The 20,043-nt window shown below is 72.3% G+C and carries 18 protein-coding genes, 1 tRNA gene and 1 pseudogene; 10 read left to right on the plus strand and 10 right to left on the minus strand.

The window, feature by feature from the left end:
• Positions 1-68: 68 nt before the first annotated feature.
• From ACIRSU_RS20110 to ACIRSU_RS20120, 3 genes are all read left to right on the plus strand, one after another.
• Positions 69-1,007, plus strand: coding sequence for a metallophosphoesterase (locus tag ACIRSU_RS20110; RefSeq protein WP_403793888.1), 939 nt, complete (start codon positions 69-71; stop codon positions 1,005-1,007).
• Between the two features lie 83 nt (positions 1,008-1,090).
• A complete protein-coding gene (locus ACIRSU_RS20115) occupies positions 1,091-1,774 on the plus strand; it encodes a Pr6Pr family membrane protein (RefSeq protein ID WP_403793890.1) in 684 nt (227 codons plus the stop codon).
• Between the two features lie 37 nt (positions 1,775-1,811).
• Positions 1,812-1,885 (plus strand) — tRNA-Pro (locus tag ACIRSU_RS20120).
• 190 nt (positions 1,886-2,075) lie between these two features.
• Here the strand turns inward: ACIRSU_RS20120 and ACIRSU_RS20125 are convergent.
• From ACIRSU_RS20125 to ACIRSU_RS20135, 3 genes are all read right to left on the minus strand, one after another.
• Complete coding sequence (locus ACIRSU_RS20125) at positions 2,076-2,819, minus strand: alpha/beta hydrolase (RefSeq protein WP_403793892.1); 744 nt, start codon at positions 2,817-2,819, stop codon at positions 2,076-2,078.
• 183 nt (positions 2,820-3,002) lie between these two features.
• On the minus strand, positions 3,003-3,575 hold the full coding sequence (locus ACIRSU_RS20130) for a hypothetical protein (RefSeq protein ID WP_403793893.1): 573 nt from the start codon (positions 3,573-3,575) through the stop codon (positions 3,003-3,005).
• 114 nt (positions 3,576-3,689) lie between these two features.
• Positions 3,690-5,207, minus strand: a complete 1,518-nt coding sequence (locus tag ACIRSU_RS20135; RefSeq protein WP_403793894.1) for an alkaline phosphatase — start codon at positions 5,205-5,207, stop codon at positions 3,690-3,692.
• 202 nt (positions 5,208-5,409) lie between these two features.
• Between ACIRSU_RS20135 and ACIRSU_RS20140 the strand changes: the two genes are divergently transcribed.
• From ACIRSU_RS20140 to ACIRSU_RS20150, 3 genes are all read left to right on the plus strand, one after another.
• Positions 5,410-5,928, plus strand: coding sequence for an SAM-dependent methyltransferase (locus ACIRSU_RS20140; RefSeq protein ID WP_403793896.1), 519 nt, complete (start codon positions 5,410-5,412; stop codon positions 5,926-5,928).
• A gap of 72 nt (positions 5,929-6,000) precedes the next feature.
• On the plus strand, positions 6,001-7,212 hold the full coding sequence (locus ACIRSU_RS20145) for an MFS transporter (protein WP_403793898.1): 1,212 nt from the start codon (positions 6,001-6,003) through the stop codon (positions 7,210-7,212).
• 88 nt (positions 7,213-7,300) lie between these two features.
• Positions 7,301-8,446, plus strand: coding sequence for a protein kinase (locus tag ACIRSU_RS20150; RefSeq protein ID WP_403793900.1), 1,146 nt, complete (start codon positions 7,301-7,303; stop codon positions 8,444-8,446).
• A gap of 85 nt (positions 8,447-8,531) precedes the next feature.
• Here ACIRSU_RS20150 and ACIRSU_RS20155 read toward each other — a convergent pair whose 3' ends face one another.
• Positions 8,532-8,813, minus strand: coding sequence for a hypothetical protein (locus ACIRSU_RS20155; RefSeq protein WP_403793902.1), 282 nt, complete (start codon positions 8,811-8,813; stop codon positions 8,532-8,534).
• 173 nt (positions 8,814-8,986) lie between these two features.
• Entirely contained in the window at positions 8,987-10,006 is a 1,020-nt protein-coding gene (locus ACIRSU_RS20160) for a YdcF family protein (protein ID WP_403793903.1), read from the minus strand.
• A 74-nt stretch (positions 10,007-10,080) separates the two neighbouring features.
• On the opposite strand from ACIRSU_RS20160, the pseudogene ACIRSU_RS20165 reads away from it, so the two are divergent.
• Positions 10,081-10,403: pseudogene (locus ACIRSU_RS20165) on the plus strand (DUF6191 domain-containing protein).
• Here the strand turns inward: ACIRSU_RS20165 and ACIRSU_RS20170 are convergent.
• Positions 10,354-11,211, minus strand: a complete 858-nt coding sequence (locus ACIRSU_RS20170; protein ID WP_403793905.1) for a class I SAM-dependent methyltransferase — start codon at positions 11,209-11,211, stop codon at positions 10,354-10,356. The pseudogene ACIRSU_RS20165 and the gene ACIRSU_RS20170 sit on opposite strands and share 50 nt — an antisense overlap.
• A gap of 70 nt (positions 11,212-11,281) precedes the next feature.
• On the opposite strand from ACIRSU_RS20170, the gene ACIRSU_RS20175 reads away from it, so the two are divergent.
• Both ACIRSU_RS20175 and ACIRSU_RS20180 read left to right on the plus strand, forming a co-directional pair.
• Positions 11,282-13,210, plus strand: a complete 1,929-nt coding sequence (locus ACIRSU_RS20175; protein ID WP_403793907.1) for a prolyl oligopeptidase family serine peptidase — start codon at positions 11,282-11,284, stop codon at positions 13,208-13,210.
• A gap of 23 nt (positions 13,211-13,233) precedes the next feature.
• Complete coding sequence (locus tag ACIRSU_RS20180) at positions 13,234-13,974, plus strand: SURF1 family protein (protein ID WP_403793909.1); 741 nt, start codon at positions 13,234-13,236, stop codon at positions 13,972-13,974.
• A gap of 25 nt (positions 13,975-13,999) precedes the next feature.
• Here ACIRSU_RS20180 and ACIRSU_RS20185 read toward each other — a convergent pair whose 3' ends face one another.
• The 4 genes from ACIRSU_RS20185 to ACIRSU_RS20200 form a co-directional block, all read right to left on the minus strand.
• Positions 14,000-15,343 carry a hypothetical protein gene (locus ACIRSU_RS20185; RefSeq protein ID WP_403793911.1) on the minus strand — a complete coding sequence of 448 codons (1,344 nt, stop codon included), beginning with the start codon at positions 15,341-15,343 and terminating at the stop codon, positions 14,000-14,002.
• A gap of 59 nt (positions 15,344-15,402) precedes the next feature.
• The gene (locus ACIRSU_RS20190; RefSeq protein ID WP_403793913.1) at positions 15,403-16,152 is read right to left on the minus strand and encodes a SigE family RNA polymerase sigma factor; all 750 of its coding nucleotides are present in this window, start codon (positions 16,150-16,152) and stop codon (positions 15,403-15,405) included.
• 262 nt (positions 16,153-16,414) lie between these two features.
• The gene (locus ACIRSU_RS20195) at positions 16,415-17,473 is read right to left on the minus strand and encodes an aspartate-semialdehyde dehydrogenase (RefSeq protein ID WP_403793915.1); all 1,059 of its coding nucleotides are present in this window, start codon (positions 17,471-17,473) and stop codon (positions 16,415-16,417) included.
• A 19-nt stretch (positions 17,474-17,492) separates the two neighbouring features.
• Positions 17,493-18,764 (minus strand): aspartate kinase, encoded by a 1,272-nt coding sequence (locus tag ACIRSU_RS20200; RefSeq protein ID WP_403793917.1) that lies wholly within the window; start codon positions 18,762-18,764, stop codon positions 17,493-17,495.
• Between the two features lie 371 nt (positions 18,765-19,135).
• On the opposite strand from ACIRSU_RS20200, the gene ACIRSU_RS20205 reads away from it, so the two are divergent.
• The gene (locus ACIRSU_RS20205) at positions 19,136-20,026 is read left to right on the plus strand and encodes an ABC transporter substrate-binding protein (RefSeq protein WP_403793919.1); all 891 of its coding nucleotides are present in this window, start codon (positions 19,136-19,138) and stop codon (positions 20,024-20,026) included.
• Positions 20,027-20,043 lie beyond the last annotated feature (17 nt).

Genomic DNA, 20,043 nt, shown 5'->3' on the forward strand with positions numbered 1-20,043 from the left:
AAGTGTGTCAGGTGACGGGCCGGTACCGCCCGCGCATTTCGGCTCACCGGGTCTGCGACGATAAGGGGATGCGCGCACGGTACGGGATCCCCCTGAAGATCACGGCCGGCCTCGCGGCGACGGCCGCGGCCGGACTCGTCTACGCGGCGGGCTTCGAAGCCCGCTCCTTCCGACTGCGCCGGGTGACCATCCCGGTGCTCCCCCGCGGCATGCGTGACCTGCGGGTCCTCCAGGTCTCCGACATCCACATGGTGTCCGGCCAGGACAAGAAGCGCGCCTGGCTGCAGTCGCTCGCGGGGCTGCGCCCCGACTTCGTCGTCAACACTGGCGACAACCTCTCCGACACGGAGGCGGTGCCGGAGGTGCTCGACGCGCTGGGGCCGCTGATGGAGTTCCCGGGCGTGTACGTCTTCGGCTCCAACGACTACTACGGGCCGCGGCTGCGCAACCCCGCGCTCTATCTGAAGGAGAAGGTGCAGGGCAAGCACGGCCTGAACGGCAACCCGCCGGTGGTCGGCGCCGTGCACAACCCCTGGGAGGACCTGCGGGACGCCTTCGACGCGGCCGGCTGGGTCAACCTCACCAACACCCGCGGCCGGCTCAAGCTGCCCGACCTTGACCTCGCGTTCACCGGCATCGACGACCCGCACATCAAGCGCGACCGGTACGAGCGCGTCGCGGGCGGCCCCGACCGCGACGCCGACTTCACGCTCGGCGTGGTCCACGCGCCCTACCTGCGGGCCCTCGACGCGTTCACAGCGGACGGCTACGACCTGGTCCTCGCCGGGCACACCCACGGCGGTCAGCTGTGCATCCCCTTCTACGGCGCCCTGGTCACCAACTGCGACCTGGACACCGACCGCGTGAAGGGCCTCTCCACCCACACGGCCGGCGGCCACACCTCGTACCTCCACGTCTCCGCCGGCTGCGGCACCAACCGCTACACGCCGGTCCGCTTCGCCTGCCCGCCGGAGGCGACGCTGCTGACGCTGACGGCGCGGGACTGAGCCGTACGGGTCCGCCGACCGAGCCGCACGGCTTCGGCCTCGCCGCCTGCGCCGCCACTCGTACGGCGCATACGGTGAGGCCCATGCCGTATCGCCTCACTGCCGCCTTCCGCGTGCTGATCGCCCTGGCCGCGGCGACCGGCATCGTGCTCGAGTGCGTCGAGGGCAGCCCCCTCGTCATCTTCAGCTTCTTCACGGTCTGGTCGAACACCGCCGTCGCCGTCGTCCTCGGCCTGGGCGCCGTCCGGGCCTGGCGGCGCGAGCCACCGCTCCCGGCGCTGTGGACGGGCGGGGTGGTCCTCTGCATCACCGTCGTGGGGCTCGTCTTCCACCTGGTCCTGGACAACGCGTCGAGCGAGTTCAACGCGGCCGACGCCATCGCCCGCCTCACCGGCGCGCGGGCCGTCGCCAATCAGCTCCTGCACACCGTCACCCCGATCGGCGTGCTCATCGACTGGCTCCTCCTCACCCGTCCGGCCGCCCTCCAGTGGCGCCACGCCGCCCAGTGGCTCGCGGCCCCCGCGGCCTACTTCGCCTTCGCCCTCACCCGCGGCGCCCTCGTCTCCCCCGACACCCCGACCCGCTACCCGTACCCCTTCCTGGACGTCCCCGCGCACGGCTACCCCGGCGTCCTCGTCAACGCGCTCGTCCTGGGTCTCGCCTCCTACGGCCTCGGCCTCGCTCTCGTCACGGCCGACCGCTTCCGACCTGCGGTGGGGGGCCGCGAGAACCGGATTTCGTCTCTGGGCGCGGGTGGGCTAAAGTAATCGATGTCGCCGCGAGGGAAGACCAAAGTAGCGACATCGGGGTGTAGCGCAGCTTGGCAGCGCGCTTCGTTCGGGACGAAGAGGTCGTGGGTTCAAATCCCGCCACCCCGACAGCCGAAACAGCAGGTGAGGCCGGTACTGATCTCAGTACCGGCCTCACCTGTCTGTGTCTCCGGGCCTACGTCGCGTGGGTGTCGCTCCCCGCGTGTCCGGCCGTGGCGGATGCCGGCGACTGCCACCGTGGTGGCAGTCGCCTCGACCTCTTGAGGGGCGAGCGATCAGGGCCGCGAACGGCCCGGTGTCACTTCAGGTGGCGGGTGAAGAACCGGGCCCCGGCGTCGACCTCGTACTGCGGGACGCCGGTGTGGCCGCCGAGGTTGGCGTGCAGGGTCTTCTCCTTGGAGCCGAAGGCGTCGAAGAGGTCCAGGGCCGCCTGCCGGTCGTTCGCCTCGTCGTCCCACTGCAGCAGGACCTGCAGCGGAACGGTGACCCGGCGGGCCTCCTCGAACATGGCGGCGGGCACGAAAGTCCCGGCGAAGAGGGCGGCGGCCGCGATGCGGGGGTCGACCGCCGCCAGCCGGATGCCGATGGAGATCACTCCGCCCTCGTACGCGACCGGGCCGCCGATCTCGGGCAGCTCCAGGAGGGCGTCCAGGGTGGCCCGCCACTCAGGGACCGCCAGGTCGACCAGCGGGAGGACGAGGGGGGCGACGATCTCGTCGCCGATCGGCTCGCCGGCCTGCATCGCCCGGCGCAGGTCGGCCCGGGCCTGTTCGAGGGCGGCCAGACGGGGCCGCTCGCCGCTCCCGGGGAGCTCGATGGTCGCCGCGGCGAAGCCGTACTCCGCCGCGTAAAAGCGGGCTCGCCCCGCCACCCGGGAGTACACCTTGTGCAGTCCGAGAGGGGGGAGGCCGATCAGGATCAGCGGAACCGGTGCGGATGCGGACGCGGATCCGGGGGTCCACAGGATGCCGGGGATCTCGCCCAGGGTGAATTCGCGCTCGAGGACGCCGTCGTCGAAGCGCTGCTCAGAAGTGAAGTGCATGGTCGTGCCTTTCGGGAGGGCTCGTGAAACGGCGCTCCCGGACGACGACCTATCGCCCGACCGTGACCCCGGAGGGGAGCACCCATGTCGATACTGCGTTCACGGGTACCACCTCCTCGTTCTCTTGCACGGCTTCCGGAAAAGTAGCAGCCGTGCCCTGGTCCGCCAAACGGTTTTCCGAGGCTACTCGTTGACCAGCACCGGTACGGAGACCACCGCGGCCACCGGCGTCCCCGTGAGGCCCTTCGCCGGGACGGTGAAGTCGATGCCGTCGCCGGCGGCGCGGGGGCCGTCGTGGCGCTCGGTGCCGTGCGCGTCCTCGCCCTCCTCCTGGTACTGGAAGGAGCCGGTGCCGAGGAGCCGGCCGTGCTCGTCGTAGTAGGCGGCGCGGAGTTCGAGGGCCAGGACGTCGCTGACGTCGGAGGTGATGGCCAGGTGGCCGGTGACCCGCGGCTCGGCGGCAGCGGACGCGAGCGCCAGGCGGGTGAGGCGGACGCGGTCGGTGAAGGGGCCCTGTTCGACGCGGACTTCGCCCTTGGTGGGGGCCGGGGTGAGGGTCGGCGCGGCGGGCGGGGCGGTGCGCGGGGCGGGGAAGGTGACCTGGGCGGCCGCGGTGGCGGTCGGCCGGGGCTCAGGGGCCGCGTCCTGCCCGCCGTCCGCCGAGGGGCCGCCGCAGGCGGTGAGCGTCGCGAGCAGGGCGGCCGGGGCGAGGAGGCCGAGCACGGCGGCCTTGGTGGTGCGGGTGAGCGGGCTCATCGGCGAACTCCGGGGAGGGTGGGGACCTGCGAAGACCAGGCGCGGGGACCTGCGAAGACGAGGCGCGGGGCCGGGGCGCTCCGCGTGGGACGCGCCCCGGCCCCGCGAACGGGCTCAGTCGTTGCGCGGAGCCGTGCCGAACAGCGAGCGGTACATCTTGCCGTACAGCTCGACGTTGTTCTGGCTGACGGCGAAGCGCTTGCCGCCCGGGCCGTACGCGTAGATCGGGACGTCGGCGCCGGTGTGGTTGCCGGACAGGTAGGACAGCCAGAGGCTGGCCTCCGGGCTGCCGTCCTGCACGTCCGCCGGGTCGTCCGGGGTGCGGAAGGTGGCCGGGCCGAAGTTCTTCGGGTCGTTCGCCCCGGCGCCGTTGACGATGCCGGTGGAGCGGGCCGGGTCCTTGACGTTGGCCGAGGAGGAGCGCGACGGCGTGGAGTTGTTCGCCGGGTTGCCCGCGTCGGTGTTGGCCGGCGGGGCGGCCGCCTCGGCGTTGGTGAAGGTGCCCTTCTCGATGATGTTGAAGCCGGCGCACTCGTGGTCCGCCGTCACGACGACCAGGGTGTGGCCGTCCTTCTTGGCGAAGTCGACCGCGGCCTTGACGGCGTCGTCGAACGCCTTGATCTCACCGAGGGTCTGCGCCGCGTCGTTGGCGTGCGACCGCTTGTCGATCTGGGCGCCCTCGATCTGGAGCAGGAAGCCCTTCTTGGAGCGGCCGTCGAGCAGGGAGATGGACTTCTTGGTCATCTCCGCGAGGGTCGGCTCCTGCTGCTGCGGCGCGTCGGCAGGCAGCTTGGCCTTGGCCTGCTCGACGGTCAGGTTGCCGCGGCTGAACAGGCCGACGACCTTGCCGCGCCTGACGTTCGCCAGGTCGGCCTTGGTGGCGACCTTCTGGGTGGCGGCGGTCTGCGCGGGCAGCGCCGGGTCGCCGAAGCTGCCGAGGACCTGGTAGCCCTGAGCCTGCAGCGCCTTCTGGTCGTCCGGCTCGAAGCGGGCCAGGCCGCCGCCGAGGATGACGTCGGCGGTGCCGTTGCGGGCGATCTGCTCGGCGATCGGCGTGATCAGGGTCTGGTCGGCAGGCTTGTCCTCGAAGGTGCCGTCGGCCTTCTTCGGCAGGCAGGAGGCGTCCGAGTAGACCGGGCCCTGGCAGCCGCGCAGCAGCGCGTGGCTGAACTGGGCGGCCGGGGTCGCGTCGGTGATCTCGGCGGTGGAGACGTTGCCCGTGGCGAAGCCGGCCTGGTGGGCCTGCTCCATCAGGGTCGCCCTCTTCTTCTCGTAGGCGTCGACGCTGATGGCGGCGTTGTACGTCTTCACGCCGGTCGACCAGGCGGTGGCCGAGCTGGCGGAGTCGGTGACCAGTGCGGGCTGGTCGCTGTCCTTCTCGACGGCGTACGTGGCGACGGCGCCGTAGTTCGGCAGCCGCTCCATGTTCAGCTTGCCGGTGGCGCCGTAGTACCGCTCGCGGGCGGCGGTGACGTGGGTGCGGCCCATGCCGTCGCCGAGCAGGTAGATGACGTTGCGTATCTCGTTGCCCTTGCCCCCGTGCTGGGGCGCCGAGTTGGCCGCCACGGCGCTGCCGGCGGCGAGGGCGCCGGTCGTGGCGACGACCGTCAGGATCCTGACGGATCTGCGCATGCGGATGCTCCTAGACGCTGGGCGTCGCTCCTCGGCCCCGTCGTGTGCCGGGTGCGACGCACCCGGCAGAGCCGGGTGTCAGCGACGCTAGGAGCGGGCCGTGAACAGTCCGCGATGCCAGGGTGTCGTGAAGGGGAACAGGCCGGGCCTGACGGTCTTCTTCCGGTGTCTCCACGGCGAGCCGCCGCCGTAAGGTGGCCGCATGGCTGCGATTCCCCCGCGTTTCGCCTGGGCGCTGACGGTCCTCGATCTGAGGCCCGACGACCGCGTCCTGGAGATCGGCTGCGGCAACGGCGCGGCCGCCGCGCTCGTGTGCGAGCGGCTCTCCGGCGGCGGCGGACGGATCGTGGCGATCGACCGCTCGGCCAGGGCCACCGCCCTGGCGCGCCGCCGGCTCGCCGGTCAGATCGCCGCCGGGCGGGCGGAGGTCCGCACGCTGCCCCTGCTCGACCTGGCCGAACGGCACGAGTTCAACGCGGTGTTCGCCTTCAACGTCAACGTGTTCTGGACCCGCTCGCCGGACCGCGAGCTCGCCGTGCTGGAGCGCGTGCTGGTGCCCGGCGGGGCGCTGCACCTGTTCTTCGGGTACGGCGGGGGGCCGGCCGACCGCTCGACGCAGGCCGCCGCCCGGACGGCGGCCGCGCTCACGGCGTACGGCTTCCCGACCCGTACGACCACCTCCCCGTACGCCGTCTGCGTCAGTGCGTGGATGCCCGCGTGATCGTCGGCTCGGCGCTCGGCTTGGCGCTCGGCTTGACCCTCACATCAATGTGAATCTTTAACGATGTCGGGCATGACGACCACGACCTCGGTCCGTACGTCGAAACGTCCTGTCGACACGGATCAGAAGCTTCCGCTCTCGCCCCTGCTCGCCCTCGCCACCGCCGCCTTCGTGGTGGTCCTCACCGAGGCGCTGCCCGCCGGTGTCCTGCCCGAGATGGCCCGCGGCCTGTCCGTCAGCGAGTCGGCGGCCGGGCAGGCGCTGACCGTGTACGCGCTCGCCTCCGGGCTCGCGGCCGTGCCACTGGCCGCTCTCACCGCCGGCTGGCGGCGCAAGCGGCTGCTCGTGACGGCCGTGGCGGTGTTCGCCGTCGCCAACACCGTCACCGCCCTCTCCGCCTGCTATCCGCTGACCATGGCGTTCCGACTGGTCGCCGGAGTCGCCTCGGCCGCCGTCTGGGCCGAACTCGTCGTCTACGCCCGCCGGCTCGCCCCGCCCCACCTCGCCGGCCGGGCGATCGCCATCGCCATGGCGGGCATCCCGCTCGCCCTCTCCCTGGGCATCCCGGCGGGCACCTTCCTCGGCTCGCTGGTCGGCTGGCGGGTGACCTTCGGGCTCGTCACCCTGGTGTCGGTGCTCCTGCTGGGGTGGATCCTCGTGTCGGTCCCGGACCACCCGGGACAGCGGCCGGGCCGCCGCGAGCCCATCCTGCGGGCCGTCCGGCTGCCGGGCGTCGCCGCCGTGCTGTTCGTCGTCGCCGCCTACGTACTGGCGCACAACACCTTCTACACGTACATCGCCTCGTTCCTCGACGCGTACGGCATGAGCGGCCAACGTGACCTCGTACTCCTGGTGTTCGGCCTCGCTTCGATGGTGAGCATCCTCGTCACCGGCGCTCTGATCGACCGCAGGCTGCGCGAACTCACCATCGGCAGCACGGTCCTGTTCCTGCTCGCCGCCGCGCTCCTGATCCCCTTCGCGGACGACGCGGTCGTCGTCTACGGCTCCATGGTGCTGTGGGGCCTCGGCTGGGGCGGGCTCGCCACCCTGCTGCAGACGGCGGTCACCGACGCGGGCGGCGACCGGGGCCAGGCCCTGCTCGTCACCGTCTGGAACACTCTGATGGCGGGCGGCGGCGTGACCGGCGGCGTCCTCCTCGACACCCTCGGCCCGGCGTCCTTCCCATGGAGCGTGCTGCTGCTCCTGGTGCCGGTGCTGCTCGTGGTCGTCGGCGCGCGCACCCACGGCTTTCCCGAGCGGGGGACTCGAGGCTCCGGAACCTGAGCGTCAGGCACTCGGGAGACCGGGGCTTGAGGAAGCGCCGCGCTGAACCCGCTCTACGATGAGTCATCAAGAGAAGGGTGGGTCTCAGGTGCTGGTCGCGGACCGATATCGGCTCCAGGTGTGCGTCGGACGTGGCGGCATGGGCGAGGTCTGGCGGGCGACCGACGAGGTGCTCGGGCGCGACGTGGCCGTGAAGCTGATGCTGGGTCACGAGCACGACCCGTCGGCGGCCGACCGGTTCCGGCTGGAGGCGCAGACCGCGGCACGGCTGAGCCACCCGCACGTCGTCGGCGTCTTCGACTTCGGCACCTGGGACGGAAAGCTGTACCTCGTCATGGAGTTGGTCGACGGCGACAGCCTCGCCGGCGACCGGAACCACTCGACGGTGTACTCCGCCGAGCAGGTCGCGACCGTCGCCGCGCACGCGGCGGCAGGCCTCGCGGCGGCGCACCGGCAGGGCGTGGTGCACCGTGACATCAAGCCCGGCAACCTGCTCATGGACTCCCACGGGACCGTCAAACTCGCCGACTTCGGCATCGCGCGCTTCGTCGACGACCCGTCGGCCGCGCTCACCACGACCGGCCAGATCGTCGGCACGGGGCTCTATCTGGCGCCGGAGCGGGCGCTGGGGCAGCCCGCCTCGCCCGCCTCGGACGTCTACTCGCTCGGCTGCGTGCTCTACCAACTGCTCACCGGCCAGCCTCCGTTCCGCGCCGACACCGCGACCGCGCTGCTCTACCAGCACATCGACACCCCACCCGCGCCGCCGCGGCAGTTCGGTGTGCCGATACCGGTTGCCTTCGAGGACTTCCTGCTCACGCTGCTCGCCAAGCAGCCGGAGCAGCGGCCACAGGCCCAGGCCATCGCCGACTGGTTCGCCTCCGGCTCGTGGCGCGACCAGCCGCAGCCGCTGCCACAGGCCGTACCCGCGCCGCATCCCCAGCCCGTGCCGAACCCCGCACAGCATCCGGCACCGCGGCCCGCACTGCACTCGGCACCGCACTCCGCGCCGCACGTCGCACCGCGGTCCGCATCGCACGCGGCACCGCACTCCGCGCCTCCGAGACCGGTCCCCGGCCCGGCTACACCCGGACCACGTTCGCGGCGCGCGGCCGCGCCCGCCGAGAACCCGATCGCGGCCATCTCACGGCGCCGCCCGCGCCGTACCGCGGCCGTCGCCGGGGCCGTCGCCTTCGTCGTCTTCCTGCTGATCGGGATGGCCTGGCTCAGCTGACCGGGCGGGGCCGCCCCAGCAAGGATCAGTGCCGGGATCAGTGCGGGGGTCGCTACCAGGATCAGTGCCGGAACCGGTACCGGGATCAGTAGATACGCGGGGCCATCACATGCGGCTCCTGCTCCTCCGGCCCGAGCAGCAGGCAGCGCGGCACGCCCGGGCCCGGGGTCGCCCGCACGGTGACCGGCGTCGGAGGCTCCGTCGGCAGCTCTATGTGGAGCGTGACCGGACGGTCGTGTTCGGTCGTCGCGTGACCCGTCTCCTTGCCGTCGACCAGGATCTCGACGACCGGCCGGTGCCCGGTCTGGACGGTGGCGCTCACCGAGTGGCCCCGGTAATCGATATGGAAGTGGTGCCGAGCTCTCATGACGTCGCCTCCGCCTGTATCGGCCTCCTCCAGCGTAGGACGACCCACGCCATCCGACCTGCGGTAGTACTCCCTGCGGCTGGGCCCGGGGCCGGGGAGCCGGGCGGGGAGGGGCGGCGAGCCGGGCGGGGAGGGGCAGCGAGCCGGTCAGGAGACCGGGTCAGGGCACCGGGTCAGGGAGCGGCGGCGAGGGCCAGGGCGCCCATGAGTATCAGCGCGCCGCAGATCCCCAGGTTGACCGCCTTGTACTGGAGGAACACGGCGACGAACTCGCGGATCGTGGCGCTCGGCCAGAAGTACGCGGCCGTGGGCGAGCCCACCACCTGGCCCTTCACCCCCGTCTTCCGGGCGAGCAGCGCGGCCCGGAAGGCGTGGAAGTTGTTGGTGACGATCACGCACTCGGCGCCGGGCCGCTGCGCCTCCATCAGTTCGCGGCTGAACAGCATGTTCTCCTCGGTGGTGCGCGAGCGGTCCTCGCGCACGACCCGGTCCGCCGGGAAGCCGCGCTCGACGAGGTAGTCGGCCATCGCGTGCGACTCGGGGAGCTGCTCGTCGGGCCCCTGGCCGCCGGAGGTGATGAGCACCGGCGGGCGGTCCACCTCGCGGAGCTCGGCGAGCTTCTCGTACACCTGTCGGCCCCGGTCCAGGCGGCTCGCGAGCAGCGGCGGCACCCGGCGCCCGCCGATCAGGCCGGAGCCGAGCACGACGACGTAGTCGGCGTCGCGGCGGATGCCCATCCGGCCGTAGAGGAAGGCGTAGCCGATGAAGCAGAGGAAGAGGAAGGAGACATAGCCGAGGACGAGCAGGAGCGTGCCGACGACCACGCCGAGCCGCACCGAGCGGGTCACGAACGCGACCGCCATCAGCACCATCACGCCGAACATGCCGAGCCCGGCGAGCAGTGCCAGCAGGTTCGCCGGGCGTCTGCCCTCCTTGCGGACCATCTTCACGCCGTTCGCGCACAGCAGTCCGGCCAGCACGACCGGGCCGAGCGCGAGCACGAGCAGCACGACGACCATCACCGTCTCGCCGACGCCGGGCGGGGCGTCGTCGATGCCGGCGAGCAGGCCGAGGCCGAGGAAGGTGACGGCCAGGCCGAGATACACGGCGTTGCTGAAGCGGCGCCGGTCGCGCAGCACACCGGCCCCGAAGAACAGGAGGAACACTGCTGCTACGACGAAGGCGAACTCCATGCCGCAATCGTAGACATGGCCTCTGACAGGCCGACGGCTTCCGCCGTTTCCGGGGCCCCGGGCACAGTGGCGGCATGGGATTCGCCGTGTTCGTGACGCTGCCCGGGCTCGTCATCCTGCTGACGCTGCTCGCGTTCGGCGATCAGATCCTGCGCGCGCCACCGGACGCGGGAAGCGGACCGGCCAGGTCTCGGCGACCGGCTTCGAGCAGCTGCACGCCACCTTCTCGCAGGGCAAGCAGAACGAGTTGAAGGAGCGGCAAAGCTCCCTCGTGCTGCGTGACGACGAGGAGGACGGCGCCCCGCCGCACCGCTCCACGGTGGACCCGGCGGGCGGGCGCGCCGTGATCAGGCTGACGCCGCCTGCCGGGCCGGCTGCCCGGCCTTCGACGCCTTGATCGAGTACATCAGCGGGATCCGCGGCCGGTCGGCCGGGAAGCGGTAGTAGCCGTCGTCCTGCCGCTTGAGCGAGGCGAAGCGCGGGAACAGCGTCACGTCGTGCTCGTGCAGGAACTCGATGCGCAGCCCGGCCTTCGCGAGGGCGGTGACCACCTCGCCGACCGGGTGCACCCACTCCACGCTGCGGTTCTGGGTGGTGGCGGCATCCAGGTCGGCGTAGGTGCCGGACGAGGTGTCCACCCACGGCTCGCGCACGAAGTAGTCGTTGACCAGCCGCGTGGCGGTCTCGTCGTCGAAGGAGTCGCTGATGGGGTGGAACTCGGCGACGTAGAGGAAGCCTCCGGGCGCCACGAGCGAGGCGGCCGTCTCGGCCCAGCGGTCGAGGTCGGGCAGCCAGTTCAGCGCCCCGCCGCCGGTGTAGACGATGTCGTACGCGGAGTCCGGCACCGCCGTGGCGGCGTCGTACGCGTCGGCGGCGACGAACGCGGCCCGCTCGGGCGTCAGTCCGAGGTCGGCGGCGAGCGAGCGGGCGGTCTCGACGGCCGGCTCGGAGAAGTCGAGGCCGACGACGCGCGCGGCACCGTGGCGGGCCCAGGACAGGGTGTCCAGGCCGATGTGGCACTGGAGGTGGAGCAGCGAGCGGCCGGTGACGTCGCCGACCTCCGCGAGCTCGAAGTCGCGCAGCGCGTCCTTGCCGGCCCGGAAGTCGTCGAGGCCGTAGAAGTCGCTGGCGACGTGGATCGGCACCCGCTCGTCCCAGCGTGCGCGGTTGGCCTCGTGCCAGTCGTCGGGGGTCGGTGCGTACATGCCCGCGAGGTTATCCACAGGTTGGGGGCGAGGCGAACGATTTGTCGGCGGCGCGGAGCATCATGGCTCCATGACCGAGAGCACTGACCAGAGCACTGAACAGAGCAGGCGTACGGACTTCGCCGGCGCCCCGGCCTGGGAGCAGCGGTTCCGCGCACCGCGGGTCTCGCTGCCCGAGTGGGCGGAGGAGGCCCCGGACCGCTCGCTGTTCGTGTCGAACGCGACGGGGACGTTCGAGCTGTACGCGTGGGACCGGGCGACGGGCGGGCAGCGCCAGGTGACCGACCGGCCGAACGGGACGACGGACGGCACGCTCAGCCCGGACGGCCGGTGGATCTGGTGGTTCGCGGACACCGACGGCGACGAGTTCGGCGTGTGGATGCGCCAGCCCTTCGAACGCGGCGCGGACGAGCCCGCGGTGCCCGGACTCGACGCCTCCTACCCGGCCGGCCTGGCCCTCGGCCGGGAGGGCACGGTCGTGGTGGGCCGCTCCACGGACGAGGACGGCTCGACCGTGCACCTGCTGCGGCCGGGCGCGACCGAGCCGGTGGAGATCTACCGGCACCGTGAGTCGGCCGGGGTCGGCGACCTGTCGTACGACGGCTCCCTGATCGCGATCGAGCACACCGAGCACGGGGACGCGATGCACTCGGCGATCCGCGTGCTGCGCGCCGACGCCGCAGCGGACGCCGCCGATGCGGCGTCCGGCTCCTCCGCGTCCGGCTCCTCCGCGTCGGGCTCCTCCGCCGTGGTGGCCGAGCTGGACGACACCAAGGGCGGTACCGAGGAGCTGGGCCTGACCGTCCTCGGCTTCGCACCGGTGGCCGGCGACACCCGGCTGCTCGTCGGGCACCAGCGGCGCGGCCGCTGGGAGCCGATGCTGTGGGACGTGGCCACGGGCACCGAGACCGACCTGCGCCTCGACCTGCCGGGCGACGTGTCGGCGGAGTGGTTCCCGGACGGCTCGGGCCTGCTGATCGTGCACGGCTTCGAGGCCCGCAGCGAGCTGTGGCGGTACGACATCGCGACCGGCGCCCTCGTCCGGGTGGAGACCCCGGCGGGCACGGTGTCGAGTGCGACGGCCCGCCCGGACGGCACCGTGGAGTACCTGTGGTCCTCGGCGGCCCAGCCGCCGGTGGTGCGCTCCACGGACGGCTCGGTCGTCCTCGACCCGCCCGGCCCGAAGGCGCCGCCTTCGCTGCCGGTGGAGGACGTGTGGGTGGACGGTCCGGGCGGCCGGGTGCACGCCCTGGTGCAGCGCCCGGCGGAGGGCGAGGGGCCGTTCCCGACGATCTTCGAGGTGCACGGCGGCCCGACCTGGCACGACAGCGACGCCTTCGCCTCCGGCCCGGCGGCCTGGCTCGACCACGGCTACGCGGTGGTGCGGGTCAACTACCGCGGCTCGACCGGCTACGGCCGGGAGTGGACGGACGCGCTGAAGCACCGGGTCGGTCTGATCGAGCTGGAGGACATCGCCGCGGTCCGCGAGTGGGCGGTGGCCAGCGGCCTCGCCGACCCGGCGAAGCTGATCCTGGCCGGCGGCTCCTGGGGCGGCTACCTCACCCTGCTCGGCCTCGGCACCCAGCCGGACGCCTGGGCGCTGGGTCTGGCCGCGGTGCCCGTCGCGGACTACGTGACGGCGTACGAGGACGAGATGGAGGCCCTCAAGGCGCTCGACCGCACGCTGCTCGGCGGCTCGCCCGAGGAGGTCCCGGAGCGGTTCGCGGCCTCGTCGCCGCTGACGTACGTGGACGCGGTCAGGGCCCCGGTGCACATCACGGCCGGCGTCAACGACCCGCGCTGCCCGATCCGCCAGATCGACAACTACGTGGACCGGCTCGCCGCCCGGGGCGCGGTGCACGAGGTGTACCGGTACGACGCGGGGCACGGCTCGCTGGTCGTGGACGAGCGGATCAAGCAGGTGGCGCTCGATCTCGCCTTCGCGGCCCGGCACCTGGGGACGCCCGGGCCTTCCGGACCCCGGAAGGAGGTGGGCTGAGCCGCCCCCCGTACCGTGGGGGTGTGTACCGGTTCCTGAGAACGCCCCGCTGGTGGGGGATCAACGTCTTCGTCCTCCTCGCCATCCCGTTCTGCGTGTTCATGGGGACCTGGCAGCTGGGCAGGTTCGAGGACCGTGTCGCCTCCCATGAGGAGGCCGAGCGGCGCCCCGACCCGGCGACGCAGAAGGCCGAGGCGCTGGACGCGCTGCTGCCCGTGGACAAGGAGACCTCGGGTCGCATCGCGCGGGCCGACGGGCGGTACGGGGAGCAGTTCCTGGTCCCGGACCGGGAGCTGGACGGCCGCACCGGCTCGTACGTCCTCACGCTCCTGAAGACGGACGACGGCAAGGCGCTGCCGGTGGTCCGCGGCTGGCTGCCCGCGGGCGCCGCGGCGCCGGCCCCGCCGGCCGGCCCGGTCACCGTCACCGGCGCCCTCCAGGCCTCGGAGGGCACGGGCACCAAGGGCGTCCGCACGACGGGCGGGCTGCCCGCCGGGCAGCTCGGCCTGATCAGCGCCGCGTCGCTGGTGAACGTGGTGCCGGACGACGTCTACGACGCCTGGATCACGCTCACCGACTCCCCCGCCGGGCTCAAGCCCGTGCCGGCGGCCGCGGCCGCGGGCACGAGCCTGGACATGAAGGCGTTCCAGAACCTCGGCTACACGGCCGAGTGGTTCGTCTTCGCGGGCTTCGTGGCCTTCATGTGGTTCCGCCTCGTCCGCCGCGAGGTCGAGACCCAGCGGGACGCGGCCCTCGGGCTCTGAACCGGCACCGCCGGTCCTGGACGCCTCAGGAGGCGTCCAGGACCCCGGTCCGGTAGATCGTGCCCGCACAGGCGTTGGGGATGGTCGTCTCGGCCACCGGGCCGCCCGGGTCCGCCGTGTGCGTCACGGCGATGCTGCCGTCGGCCGTGGCGCCGTCCGTCGTCTGGGTGTCGGGCGTGTTGGCCGAGGGTTCGGTGCCGGAACCGCCGGTGGTGGTGCCCCCGGTGGTCGAGCCGCCGCTCGTCGCATCGGTCGGGGTCGGCGTCGGGGTGGTGCCGGTGGTCGGGCAGGTCTCGCTGGGCACCCAGGCGAACTTCACCTCGTACGCGTTGTTCGGGGTGAGCAGCAGCCGCGGGGACTCCTGTGCGGGGTCGGGCAGGCCGCCGGCCGCGTCGCCCGCGGTGTGTTCCACCACCGCGATCTTCGTCCGGTCGGCCGCGCCGTGCGCCTCGAAGGTGATCTTCCCGGGGCCGCCGACCAGGCAGTCGCGCGGCGAGACGTTGGCGATCCGGAAGGTGCCGTAGACCTTCCCGGACTCGTCCGGGACGCCGGCCTGGGCAGAGACGACGCCGAGCTGGCCGGCCAGACAGGACGGCGGGGCGTCCGGGGCGACGGACGGCGTGGGCTTGCCGCCGCTGCCGACGCCCGTGCCGGGCGCCGTGGCGGCGGGCGGCCTGCCCGTGATGCCCTCGGCACCGCCCTGACCGGTCGCGGTCGCCCCGGGGGACGGGGCCGTGGTCTTCTGCCCGCCCTCGATGCCGGTCTCGGTGCCGGTGCCGCCCTGGGCCTGCTCGCCGTGCCCGGCGTTGACGGCCTTGTCGGTGCTGATCCCGTCCGACGAGGCGACGTGCACGAGCGCCGGCACGGCCGTGCCGACGAGAACGATCGCCGCGGCCATGCCGACCACGGCCTGCCGCTTGCGGGCCCGGCGTGCGGGCACGGCCCGGCGCAGGTGGTCGAGCGCGTCCGTGGACGGCTCGATCCCGGACACCGCCCCCTGGAGCAGCCGCCGCAACGCGAGCTCGTCGAGGGAACCGCCACCGCCGCCGACCTCGGGCGCGTGGCCGTCAGCCGCGTGCGCGTCAGCCGCATGGCCTTCCGCCGCTCGGCCGTGGGCCGCTCGGCCCCCGGCCCCCAAGCGTTCCGCCGCCCGGCCTTCCGGCGCCCGGTCCTCCGGCGCGTCGCCGTCAGCCGCTCGCCCTTCCAGCGCCCGGCCCTCCACCGTGTCGCCGTCAGCCGCCCGCCCTTCCAGCGCCCGGCCCTCCAGCGCCTGGCCCTCCGGCGCCCGGCCTTCCGGCGCCCGGCCCTCCGACGCCCGGCCCTCCGGCGCCCGGCCTTCCGGCGCCCGGCCTTCCGGCGCTTCGTTCACCAAACCGAATCCACTCAGGTCGTCCCGGTCACCGTCGCGCCCATCATGCCGCCAGCCGCTCATGACGTGGCCTCCATGGCGACGCGCAGGGCCGCGATGCCGCGGGAGCCGTACGCCTTCACCGAGCCGAGCGATATGCCGAGGGTCTCGGCGACCTGGGCCTCCGTCATGTCCGCGAAGTAGCGCAGCACCAGGACCTCGCGCTGGCGTCGCTGGAGCCCGCGCATGGCCTTGATCAGCGCGTCGCGCTCCAGCTGGTCGTACGCGCCCTCCTCCGCGCTCGCCATGTCCGGCATGGGCTTCGAGAGCAGCTTGAGGCCGAGGATGCGGCGGCGCAGCGCGGAGCGGGAGAGGTTGACGACGGTCTGGCGCAGGTAGGCCAGGGTCTTCTCGGGGTCGCGGACCCGGTTGCGGGCCGAGTGGACCCGGATGAACGCCTCCTGCACGACGTCCTCGCAGGAGGCGGTGTCGTCGAGGAGCAGCGCGGCGAGACCGAGCAGCGACCGGTAGTGGGCGCGGTAGGTCTCGGTGAGGTGGTCGACGGTGGTGCCGGCAGCCATCGCGTCGTCAGCGCCCCCGCGGGGCGCCGGAATACCGCTCACGGTCGGCGGCGGGGTGCTCTGACCAGCGGTCTGACCGGTGCTCTGGTCCGGGGTCTGACCGCCGGGACGGGTGGGCCGCAGGGAGCGGGGTTTGAGGGGCATGGGCGCGATCACCGGCATGCCGCCGACCGGGCGCGGCCGCCTGAGCGGTCGCACCCCGGTGCCGTGCAGCGGGATGACCGCCGCGATGTCGAGTACCTCTGCCACGCCTGTTGGACACGCTTCCCCCCGTCAGGGTTGTACGCGTACGCCACCGTTTTTGACGGTGCGTCGTTTGCCCTCATGCGTACCCGTTCTCCCCCGATGCCCCGCTCTCGGCGTGCTTCACGTCACCTGGTCCTGGGTGCACGCGAAGACGCTCCCGCCCGACCGCTGGTTGCAGCGGGGAGGGAACAGCATCGTCGTCCAGGACATCTGACCTGATCAAGAGCCTGCCGACGCCGAATTGCTCACAAGGCGTTCACAGATCCTACAAAGTTGAGGCCGTCCCCACGATCGACTCCGCGATCTGGACGGCGTTGAGCGCCGCGCCCTTGCGCAGGTTGTCGGCGCACACGAAGAGATCCAGGGCCCGGGTGTCGTCCGGCGAGCGCCGCACCCGGCCGACCCAGCTGGGGTCGGTGCCCACGACGTCGGCGGGCGTCGGGAAGTCTCCGGCGCCGGGATCGTCGTACAGCACCACACCGGGAGAGGTGGCGAGGATCTCGTGCGCGCGGGCGACGGTGACGGGCTTCTCGAAGCGGGCGTGCACGGAGACGGAGTGCCCGGCCACCACCGGGACCCGGACGCAGGTCGCGGCGACCCGCAGCCCGGGCAGTTCGAGGACCTTGCGGGCCTCCTCGCGGACGGCCAGCTCCTCGGTGGACCAGCCGTCGGCGGCGAGCTCGCCCGACCAGGGCAGCACGTTGAGGGCGAGCGGCCCGGAGAAGGGGCCGGTGGCGTCGCCGACCGCCCGGCGCACGTCGCCCGGGTGCATGCCCAGCTCGCTGCCGGTGACGACGGCCAGCTGGTGGCGCAGCGCGGCGGTGCCCGCCCGGCCGGCGCCGCTCGCGGCCTGCTGCACGGTGACGACGAGCTCGGTGAGCCCGTACTCGGCGTGCAGGGCGCCCACGGCGACGATCAGCGCCAGGGTGGAGCAGCCGGGGCTCGCGACGATGCCGCGCGGCCGCATCCGTACGGCGTGCGCGTTGATCTCGGGGACCACGAGCGGCACGTCGGGGTCGGCCCGGAACGCCGCGGAGGTGTCCACGACCACCGTGCCCTTGGCGGCGGCGATCGGCGCCCAGCGCGCCGCGACGGCGTCGGGCACGAGGAAGAGGGCGACGTCGACGCCCTCCAGGTTCTCCTCGCTCAGCGCGAGGACCTCGCTCTCCTCCTCCCGCACGGCCAGCCTGCGGCCGGCCGAACGGGCGGAGGCGAGGAGTCGGATCTCGCCCCAGACGTCCGCGTGGTGCGTGAGCATCCGGAGCAGCACGGCGCCGACGGCCCCGGTCGCTCCCACGACCGCGAGCGTCGGCTTGCCGCTCATCGGAGGAACCGTGCCGTGATCAGCGGCCGGTGCCGCCGTAGACCACGGCCTCGTCGGAGTCGCTGTCCAGACCGAAGGCGGTGTGGACGGCGCGGACGGCCTCGTTGACGTCGTCGGCGCGGGTGACGACCGAGATGCGGATCTCGGAGGTGGAGATCAGCTCGATGTTGACGCCCGCGTCCGACAGCGCCTTGAAGAAGTCCGCGGTGACGCCCGGGTTCGTCTTCATGCCGGCGCCGACCAGGGAGATCTTGCCGATCTGGTCGTCGTAGCGGAGCGAGTCGAAGCCGATCGTGGCCTTCGTCTTCTCCAGGGCGTCGATGGCCTTGCGGCCCTCGGACTTGGGGAGGGTGAAGGAGATGTCCGTGAGCCCGGTGGAGGCGGCGGACACGTTCTGCACGATCATGTCGATGTTGATCTCGGCGTCCGCGACGGCACGGAAGATGGCCGCGGCCTCGCCCGGCTTGTCCGGCACGCCGACGACCGTGATCTTGGCCTCGGAGGTGTCGTGCGCGACACCGGAGATGATGGCCTGCTCCACCTTCAGATCCCCTGTCGGTTCGTTGCTGACCCACGTGCCCTGCAGCCCCGAGAAGGAGGAGCGGACGTGGATCGGGATGTTGTAGCGGCGTGCGTACTCGACGCACCGGTGCAGCAGCACCTTGGAGCCGGAGGCGGCGAGCTCCAGCATGTCCTCGAAGGAGATCCAGTCGATCTTCTTCGCCTTCTTCACCACGCGCGGGTCGGCGGTGAAGACACCGTCGACGTCCGTGTAGATCTCGCAGACCTCGGCGTCGAGCGCGGCGGCCAGGGCGACGGCGGTCGTGTCGGAGCCGCCGCGGCCCAGCGTGGTGATGTCCTTCTTGTCCGCGGACACGCCCTGGAAACCGGCGACGATGGCGATGTTGCCCTCGTCGAGCGCGGTGCGGATGCGGCCCGGCGTGACATCGATGATGCGCGCTTTGTTGTGGACCGAGTCGGTGATGACACCCGCCTGGCTGCCGGTGAACGACTGGGCCTCGTGGCCCAGGTTTTTGATCGCCATGGCCAGCAGGGCCATGGAGATCCGCTCTCCGGCGGTCAGCAGCATGTCGAACTCACGGCCGGCCGGCATCGGGGATACCTGCTCGGCGAGATCGATCAGCTCGTCCGTCGTGTCGCCCATCGCGGAGACCACGACGACCACCTGGTGGCCGTTCTTCTTGGCTTCCACGATTCGCTTGGCGACGCGCTTGATGCCTTCGGCATCGGCAACGGAGGAGCCTCCGTACTTCTGCACGACAAGGCCCACGTGCGCTCCTCGCTCAGTCGTTGCCGCAGCTTCTCACTGCGGTCGGCTCAGTCTAACGAGCAGCGGAAAAACGCCACGGTGATATCGAATGATGAGATTCGCTGCTCGCGGAGTGATCACTGGTGATCACTCGGGGCCTCCGAACCCTCTCGTGGGGTCGCCGCCGAGATGCCGCCGAGATGCCACAGAGGGGCCACAGAGGGGGCACAGAGGGGCCGCGGGAAGAGCCGCAGGGAAGCCGCAGAGGAGCTGCGGGGACGGCTCAGAGAAGCCGCGGGGGCGCCGCAATACAGCCGTCACAAACGTTTCGGCATACGAGACCACACGCGCGTGACCTGGACAGATGCCCGGACGCCTGCCACTCTCCCGCCATGCGCCCACGTCACACCGCCACGCTCGCCACGGCCTCCGTCCTCGTCGCCCTCGCCGCGTCCGCGTGCGCGCCCCAGCCCGAGGCCCCCCAGGATCAGGCGGCCGGCGGCAAGCCCGCCAAGAGCGGCGCGCCCGCGTCCTGCGCGAAGGACGCGCTCGCCACGAAGGCGAAGGGCAAGCTGACGGTCGGCACCGACACGCCCGCCTACGCGCCCTGGTTCCAGGACGACGACCCGGCCAACGGCAAGGGTTACGAGTCCGCCGTCGCGTACGCGGTCGGGCAGAAGCTCGGCTTCGCGAAGGGTGACGTGGTCTGGCAGAAGGTCGCGTTCAACAACGCCTTCGCGCCCGGCGAGAAGAGCTTCGACTTCGACGTCAACCAGGTGTCGATCAACGAGGACCGCCGCAAGGCCGTGGACCTGTCCTCCGGCTACTACGACGTCCGCCAGGCCGTCATCGCGCTCAAGAGCTCCAAGGCCGCGAAGGCGACCACCCTCGCCGACCTCAAGGGCGCCAAGCTCGGCGCACAGGTCGGCACCACCAGCCTCGACGTGATCAACCAGCAGATCAAGCCGGAGCAGCAGCCCGCCGTCTTCCAGAAGAACGACCTCGCCAAGGCCGCGCTCAAGAACGGCCAGGTCGACGCGATCGTCGTGGACCTGCCGACCGCGTTCTACATCACCGGCGCCGAGGTCCCCGAGGCGAAGGTCGTCGGCCAGTTCGAGACCACCGGCGGCGCCAAGGAGCAGTTCGGCCTGGTCCTCGACAAGGGCTCCGCGCTGACCTCCTGCGTCTCCCAGGCCGTGGACGCGCTGCGCAAGGACGGCACGCTCGCCGCGATCGAGAAGCAGTGGCTGTCCGAGGCGGCCGGCGCGCCGGTGCTGAAGTGACCGTCACGAAGGAGGAC

The organism is Streptomyces sp. NPDC101160, assembly GCF_044768205.1.
In the GTDB taxonomy this organism is placed as follows: Bacteria; Actinomycetota; Actinomycetes; order Streptomycetales; family Streptomycetaceae; genus Streptomyces.